The 7,444-nt window shown below is 66.9% G+C and carries 7 protein-coding genes; 6 read left to right on the forward strand and 1 reads right to left on the reverse strand.

Features of this window, described 5'->3' with window-relative positions; translation table 11 throughout:
* Positions 1-45: 45 nt before the first annotated feature.
* On the reverse strand, positions 46-768 hold the full coding sequence (locus ACFXB5_RS08120; protein WP_385203954.1) for a Crp/Fnr family transcriptional regulator: 723 nt from the start codon (positions 766-768) through the stop codon (positions 46-48).
* Positions 769-1,135: 367 nt separating this feature from the next.
* Between ACFXB5_RS08120 and rpsL the strand changes: the two genes are divergently transcribed.
* From rpsL to ACFXB5_RS08150, 6 genes are all read left to right on the forward strand, one after another.
* A complete protein-coding gene (rpsL, locus tag ACFXB5_RS08125) occupies positions 1,136-1,507 on the forward strand; it encodes a 30S ribosomal protein S12 (protein ID WP_014054153.1) in 372 nt (123 codons plus the stop codon).
* A gap of 2 nt (positions 1,508-1,509) precedes the next feature.
* Positions 1,510-1,980 carry a 30S ribosomal protein S7 gene (gene rpsG / locus ACFXB5_RS08130; RefSeq protein WP_014178748.1) on the forward strand — a complete coding sequence of 157 codons (471 nt, stop codon included), beginning with the start codon at positions 1,510-1,512 and terminating at the stop codon, positions 1,978-1,980.
* Between the two features lie 38 nt (positions 1,981-2,018).
* Entirely contained in the window at positions 2,019-4,139 is a 2,121-nt protein-coding gene (fusA, locus tag ACFXB5_RS08135) for an elongation factor G (protein ID WP_385203956.1), read from the forward strand.
* A 225-nt stretch (positions 4,140-4,364) separates the two neighbouring features.
* Complete coding sequence (gene tuf / locus ACFXB5_RS08140; protein ID WP_014054156.1) at positions 4,365-5,558, forward strand: elongation factor Tu; 1,194 nt, start codon at positions 4,365-4,367, stop codon at positions 5,556-5,558.
* A 113-nt stretch (positions 5,559-5,671) separates the two neighbouring features.
* A complete protein-coding gene (locus tag ACFXB5_RS08145) occupies positions 5,672-6,253 on the forward strand; it encodes a hypothetical protein (RefSeq protein ID WP_385203959.1) in 582 nt (193 codons plus the stop codon).
* Complete coding sequence (locus ACFXB5_RS08150; RefSeq protein ID WP_385203961.1) at positions 6,246-7,319, forward strand: SRPBCC family protein; 1,074 nt, start codon at positions 6,246-6,248, stop codon at positions 7,317-7,319. Before ACFXB5_RS08145 ends, ACFXB5_RS08150 begins: the two co-directional genes overlap by 8 nt.
* Positions 7,320-7,444: the final 125 nt, after the last annotated feature.

Raw genomic sequence — 7,444 nt, forward strand, 5'->3', positions numbered from 1 at the left:
TGTGACCGCGTACACACAAAGCGTCCGCGGGCCGGCCCGAGCGGCTCAGCCCGATCGGGCGACCTTTCGCAGGATGTCCGGTTGGAGGATCACCAGGGCCTTGCGCCCGGTCAGCACGACCTGGCGCTCCCGCAGCTCCTTGAGGAGCCGCTGCACCATTTCGCGGGAGGCCCCGATGGACCCCGCGAGCTCCTGCTTGCTGAGCGGTACGGCCAGCTCGATGCCCTTGTCGGTACGTCGTCCATGGGACCTGGCGAGGTCGAGGAGCAGGACCGCGAAGCGCTCCCGCACGGTCAGCGAGGCGAAGTCGAGGCGGCGGCGGTCGGCGGCGCGCATCCGGTCGCTGGTCAAGGTGAGTAAGGTCAGCGAGGCTTCCGGGGAGTGCTCCAGGAAGAGTCGGAAGCGCTCGTGCTCGACCGCCACGGCCTCGACGCGCTCCAGGGCGGTGACCGTCGCCGAGCGCGGCCGGCCGGTGAGGGCGGATGACTCGCCGATGATGTCGCCGGGGCCGCGCAGTGCGAGAAGCGCCTCGTAGCCGTTGGCGGCGGAGGCGGTGACCTTGGTCCAGCCGCGCAGGATCAGCAGGATGTGGGACGAGGGCTCGTTCTGGTGGATGATCGACGTCCGGGGGGAGAAGTCGAGTACCCTGCCCAGAGCGAGCAGAGCGGAGCGCTCTTCGCGCTCCAGCCGAGCTAGGAAGGGCACGCGGTCGTCGAGTCCACTGTCCTCGGGAATTCCCGTCCGGGCCGTGCTCCCGCCGCGTGTCATGATCCGGCTCCCCCCAAGTGTCATGAATAAATCAACGTACCGAATTCACTCCCCGCACAGGGAGTGACCCGCCTTGGTTCACTCGATCCGAGGGCGATCGCGCGGCGGATGAATCCGGCGTGTCGGGGTCCTCTGCATTTGTTTTGACCGAAGTCGGTGAGGTAGGTACGCTCAGACCTTGTGCCTGGGGTGTCCCTGGGCTCCTGTGCGCGCTTCCAGACCGCTCGGGGGCCCGAGGTGTCGACACCAACAATCTGCACTCTCTGACTTTCGCAGAGGACTGCGGTGCGCGACACACCCGACCGCGTGGGTCGGCGAAACTCCAGGTTAGCTTTATCGAGACTGGCACACAGAAACCGGAGAAACGGTGCCTACGATCCAGCAGCTGGTCCGCAAGGGCCGCCAGGACAAGGTCGAGAAGAACAAGACCCCCGCCCTCGCGGGGTCGCCGCAGCGCCGTGGCACATGCACCCGTGTGTTCACCACGACGCCGAAGAAGCCGAACTCGGCGCTCCGCAAGGTCGCGCGTGTCCGGCTGAGCAGTGGGATCGAGGTCACCGCCTACGTCCCGGGTGAGGGACACAACCTGCAGGAGCACTCCATCGTGCTCGTGCGTGGCGGTCGTGTGAAGGACCTGCCGGGTGTTCGTTACAAGATCATCCGCGGCTCCCTCGACACGCAGGGCGTCAAGAACCGCAAGCAGGCTCGCAGCCGCTACGGCGCCAAGAAGGAGAAGTAAGAATGCCTCGTAAGGGTCCCGCCCCGAAGCGTCCGGTCATCATCGACCCGGTCTACAACTCTCCTCTGGTGACGTCCCTCATCAACAAGGTCCTGCTGAACGGCAAGCGCTCCACCGCCGAGCGCATTGTCTACGGCGCCATGGAGGGCCTGCGCGAGAAGTCCGGCAACGACCCGGTCATCACCCTCAAGCGCGCGCTGGAGAACGTGAAGCCGACCCTCGAGGTCCGCTCCCGCCGTGTCGGTGGCGCCACGTACCAGGTGCCGGTCGAGGTCCGTCCCGGCCGCTCCTCCACCCTCGCGCTGCGCTGGCTGGTGGGCTACTCCCGCGCCCGTCGTGAGAAGACCATGACCGAGCGCCTGATGAACGAGCTGCTGGATGCCAGCAATGGTCTGGGCGCCTCCGTCAAGCGTCGCGAGGACACCCACAAGATGGCCGAGTCCAACAAGGCCTTCGCGCACTACCGCTGGTAGTCGCTACCCCATCGAGAACCGAGAGAAGACTGAGCCATATGGCCACCACTTCACTTGACCTGGCCAAGGTCCGCAACATTGGGATCATGGCCCACATCGACGCGGGCAAGACGACCACCACCGAGCGGATCCTCTTCTACACCGGCGTGAGCTACAAGATCGGTGAAGTCCACGATGGCGCCGCCACCATGGACTGGATGGAGCAGGAGCAGGAGCGCGGCATCACCATCACGTCCGCCGCGACGACCTGTCACTGGCCGCTCGAGAACGTCGACCACACGATCAACATCATCGACACCCCGGGGCACGTCGACTTCACCGTTGAGGTGGAGCGCAGCCTGCGCGTGCTCGACGGTGCCGTGACGGTGTTCGACGGCGTGGCCGGCGTCGAGCCGCAGTCCGAGACGGTGTGGCGTCAGGCGGACCGCTACGGCGTTCCGCGTATCTGCTTCGTCAACAAGCTCGACCGCACCGGTGCCGAGTTCCACCGCTGTGTCGACATGATCACGGACCGCCTCGGCGCGGTCCCGATCGTCATGCAGCTGCCGATCGGCACCGAGGCCGACTTCAAGGGTGTCGTCGACCTCGTCACCATGAAGGCGCTGGTCTGGTCCGCCGAGGCGACCAAGGGCGAGATGTACGACACCGTCGACATCCCGGACACCCACACCGAGGCCGCCGACGAGTGGCGCGGCAAGCTGCTCGAGACCGTCGCCGAGAACGACGAAGAGATGATGGAGCTGTACCTGGAGGGCGAGGAGCCCACCGTGGAGCAGCTCTACGCGGCGGTCCGCCGTATCACCATCGCCTCCGGCAAGGGTGAGGGCATCACCGTCACTCCGGTGTTCTGTGGCACCGCGTTCAAGAACAAGGGCGTGCAGCCCCTGCTCGACGCCGTGGTCCGCTACCTGCCGTCGCCGATCGACATCGAGGCGATCGAGGGCCACTCGGTCAAGGACCCCGACGAGGTCATCAAGCGCCGTCCTTCCGAGGAAGAGCCGCTGTCGGCCCTGGCGTTCAAGATCGCGAGCGACCCGCACCTCGGCAAGCTCACCTTCATCCGGGTCTACTCGGGCCGTATGACGGCCGGCACGCAGGTGCTGAACTCCGTCAAGGGCAAGAAGGAGCGCATCGGCAAGATCTACCGGATGCACGCGAACAAGCGTGAGGAGATCGAGTCGGTGGGTGCCGGTGACATCGTCGCCGTCATGGGTCTGAAGATGACCACCACCGGTGAGACCCTCGCCGATTCGTCGAACCCGGTGATCCTGGAGTCCATGGACTTCCCGGCCCCGGTCATCGAGGTGGCCATCGAGCCGAAGTCCAAGGGCGACCAGGAGAAGCTGGGCGTCGCGATCCAGCGGCTTGCCGAGGAGGACCCGTCCTTCCGCGTCAAGACCGATGAGGAGACCGGCCAGACGATCATCTCCGGCATGGGCGAGCTGCATCTCGATGTGTTCGTCGACCGGATGCGCCGCGAGTTCAAGGTCGAGGCCAATGTCGGTAAGCCGCAGGTGGCCTACCGCGAGACCCTGCGCAAGCCGGTCGAGCGCCTCGACTACACGCACAAGAAGCAGACTGGTGGTTCCGGCCAGTTCGCGAAGGTGCAGATCGCGCTGGAGCCGCTCGAGGGCGATGGCTACGAGTTCGAGAACAAGGTCACCGGTGGCCGTATCCCGCGGGAGTACATCCCGTCGGTGGACGCGGGCTGCCAGGAGGCCATGGAGTTCGGCGTGCTCGCGGGCTACCCGCTGACCGGTGTGAAGGTCACCCTGCTCGACGGTGGCTACCACGAGGTCGACTCGTCCGAGATGGCGTTCAAGATCGCCGGTTCGATGGCCTTCAAGGAGGCCGCCCGCAAGGCCAGCCCGGCCCTGCTCGAGCCGATGATGAAGGTCGAGGTCACCACACCCGAGGACTACATGGGTGATGTGATCGGCGACATCAACTCCCGTCGCGGGCAGATCCAGTCCATGGAGGACCGGAGCGGCGCCAAGCTGGTCATCGGCCTGGTTCCGCTGTCGGAGATGTTCGGCTACGTGGGCGACCTGCGCAGCAAGACGTCCGGCCGCGCCAGCTACTCCATGCAGTTCGACTCCTACGCCGAGGTTCCGCGGAACGTCGCCGAGGAGATCATCGCGAAGGCCAAGGGCGAGTAAGGCGGGTTCATCCGCATTCCTCACCCTTTAGGCTGGAAGCACAAGGCATCGGGGCATTCCGTTGTGGAGCGCGTTCACCGTGTTCCACGGCGGCCCCGGGCGCCGTTTCCCCAGACGAATACGGCGAAGGGCATCCCCCTCGGGGTCCTGGCCGGTTCGGTAAGACCACCTGAACCCATCCGCAAAGCGTGGATGCGTACAGAACCACTCCACAGGAGGACCCCAGTGGCGAAGGCGAAGTTCGAGCGGACTAAGCCGCACGTCAACATCGGCACCATCGGTCACATCGACCACGGTAAGACCACGCTTACCGCTGCGATCACCAAGGTGCTGCACGACGCGTACCCGGACCTGAACGAGGCCTCGGCCTTCGACCAGATCGACAAGGCTCCTGAGGAGCGCCAGCGCGGTATTACGATCTCCATCGCGCACGTCGAGTACCAGACCGAGTCGCGTCACTACGCGCACGTTGACTGCCCCGGTCACGCGGACTACATCAAGAACATGATCACCGGTGCGGCGCAGATGGACGGCGCCATCCTCGTGGTCGCCGCCACCGACGGCCCGATGCCGCAGACCAAGGAGCACGTGCTCCTGGCCCGCCAGGTCGGCGTGCCGTACATCGTTGTCGCCCTGAACAAGGCCGACATGGTGGACGACGAGGAGATCATGGAGCTCGTCGAGCTCGAGGTCCGTGAGCTGCTCTCCGAGTACGACTTCCCGGGCGACGACCTGCCGGTCGTCAAGGTCTCGGCGCTCAAGGCGCTCGAGGGCGACGCCGAGTGGGGCAAGACCGTCCTCGACCTGATGAAGGCCGTCGACGAGTCGATCCCGCAGCCCGAGCGCGACGTCGACAAGCCGTTCCTGATGCCGATCGAGGACGTCTTCACCATCACCGGTCGCGGTACGGTCGTCACCGGCCGTATCGAGCGCGGTGTGCTGAAGGTCAACGAGAACGTCGACATCGTGGGCATCAAGCAGGAGAAGACCTCGACCACCGTCACCGGTATCGAGATGTTCCGCAAGCTGCTCGACGAGGGCCAGGCCGGTGAGAACGTCGGTCTGCTGCTCCGCGGCATCAAGCGCGAGGACGTCGAGCGCGGCCAGGTCATCATCAAGCCGGGCTCGGTCACTCCGCACACCGAGTTCGAGGCCCAGGCGTACATCCTGTCCAAGGACGAGGGTGGCCGCCACACGCCGTTCTTCAACAACTACCGTCCGCAGTTCTACTTCCGTACCACGGACGTGACGGGCGTTGTGACCCTCCCCGAGGGCACCGAGATGGTCATGCCGGGCGACAACACCGAGATGTCCGTCTCGCTGATCCAGCCGGTCGCCATGGAGGAGGGCCTGAAGTTCGCCATCCGTGAGGGTGGCCGGACCGTCGGCGCCGGCCAGGTCACCAAGATCAACAAGTGACCTGACGCTCCCCGGAGCAAAGAGCCCCATTCGCCTTTGGCGGGTGGGGCTCTTTCGTATGTGGGTACCCGGCCGTCCACATCGAAGCCGCGTTCGACTTCGGGAGCGAACAGATGATGACAAATGGCAAGATCGCGGTCGCGGTCGTGGGGGGCTACCTCCTCGGGCGTACGAAGAAGGCGAAACTCGCTGTCGGGCTGGGCATGTTGCTGGCCGGCAAGAAGATCTCGCTGGATCCGCAGCAACTGAAGAAGTCCCTGGCCCAGGCGCCGCTGCTGAGCGGCCTCAACTCGGAAGTGCGCAAGGAGCTGGCCGACGCCACCCGGCAGGCCGCGACCAAGGCCGTCTCCAACCGGGTGAGCGGCCTCGCCGACTCGCTGCACGAGCGCACGGCGCTGCTGCGCGGCGAGGGCGGGGACGAAGACGAGCAGGCCGAGGCCGAGGACGAGAAGGACCGGGGCGAGGACGAGGAGCCCGCCGAGGCGCCGGAAGGCGAGGCGGAACCCGAGCCGAAGCGGAAACCGAAGCCGCCGAGGCCTGCGCGCAAGGCGGCGGCCAAGGCACCGGCCCGCCCGGCGAAGAAGACCGCGGCGTCCGGTTCCGGCGCGGCGAAGAAGGCCGCGGCCAAGAAGACCACCGCGAAGAAGGCCGCGGCGAAGAAGACCGCCAGGACCGCGGGGGGCCGCAATGGCTGACACGCTCGGCAGGCTCAAGGACGACATCGTCAGGAATCCGGCCACCGACCGTCTGAAGGACGAGCTGCGGAACTATGTCCAGGCACGGGCGACCCATGCGATCTCCGGCCTCGGCTCGGGCCTCGCCAAGGGCGCGCAGTCCCTCTCCGAGGGGAAGTCTCCGGGTCAGGCCCTGACGAAGGCCGGTACGTCCCAGCTCAAGGAGTCGCTGAAGGAGAAGGTCAAAGGGGTCTTCGGCAAGGGCGGTAAGTCCAGGAGCGGGGGCGGCAAGTCCAAGAGCGTGACGGTCGTCGAGGACATCGACGTCGGGGTGCCGGTCCGCGAGGCGTACAACCAGTGGACCCAGTTCCAGGAGTTCAGCACCTTCGCCAAGGGGGTCGTCAGCGTCGAGAAGGCCGACGACACCAGCAGCAACTGGAAGGTGAAGGTCGCCAAGTCCACCCGCAGCTGGCGGGCGAACGTCACCGAGCAGGTGGCCGACGAGCGGATCAGCTGGACCACGGAGGGCGCGAAGGGCACCGTCAAGGGCGTCGTCACCTTTCACCCGCTCGGTGACAACCTCACCCGGGTGCTGCTGGTTCTCGAGTACTTCCCCAAGGGCCTCTTCGAGAAGACCGGCAACATCTGGCGGGCCCAGGGCCGACGGGCCCGGCTCGATCTGAAGCTCTACCGGAAGTTCATCATGATGCGTGGCGAGGCCACGGACGGCTGGCGCGGCGAGATCCGGGACGGCGAGGTCGTGCAGGACCACGAGACGGCCGTGGAGGAGGAAGAGCGCGAGCAGTCCGAGGCCGAGGAGGCCGAGGAGACCGGGGGAGGTGCCGATGAGCCGGACGAGGCGGCTGAGGCTGAGGACGAGTACGAGGAGGAGCCCGAAGGCGCCGAGCCCGAGGAGTACGACGAGGAGTACGAGGAGGAGCCGGAGGCCGCCGGGGAGCCGGACGAGGCCGAAGAGCCGGAGGAGCCCGAGGACGCCGAGGCGTATGAGGAGCCCGAGGAGGAGCCCGAGGAGCCCGAGGAGCTCGAGGAGGAACCCGGCCGCCGCACCGCCGCGGCCCGCCGCTGAGCACCCCCGGCGACCGCCGGACCCGACGGGGGGGGGGGGCGGCCTGGGCCCGGGCGGGGCGGGGGGCGCCCGCCCGCCGACCCCCCCCCCCTCGCACCACCCACCCCGCCGCGAGCGAGAGCGGG

This window comes from Streptomyces sp. NPDC059455, from assembly GCF_042750115.1.
Taxonomy (GTDB): Bacteria; Actinomycetota; Actinomycetes; order Streptomycetales; family Streptomycetaceae; genus Streptomyces; species Streptomyces endocoffeicus.

Bases quoted from the DNA above. Each gene is read 5' to 3' on its own strand.
- ACFXB5_RS08145 (WP_385203959.1), top strand. From the start codon at position 5,672: ATGATGACAAATGGCAAGATCGCGGTCGCGGTCGTGGGGGGCTACCTC.
- rpsG (WP_014178748.1), top strand. From the start codon at position 1,510: ATGCCTCGTAAGGGTCCCGCCCCGAAGCGTCCGGTCATCATCGACCCG.
- ACFXB5_RS08150 (WP_385203961.1), top strand. From the start codon at position 6,246: ATGGCTGACACGCTCGGCAGGCTCAAGGACGACATCGTCAGGAATCCG.
- ACFXB5_RS08120 (WP_385203954.1), bottom strand. From the start codon at position 768: ATGACACGCGGCGGGAGCACGGCCCGGACGGGAATTCCCGAGGACAGT.
- fusA (WP_385203956.1), top strand. From the start codon at position 2,019: ATGGCCACCACTTCACTTGACCTGGCCAAGGTCCGCAACATTGGGATC.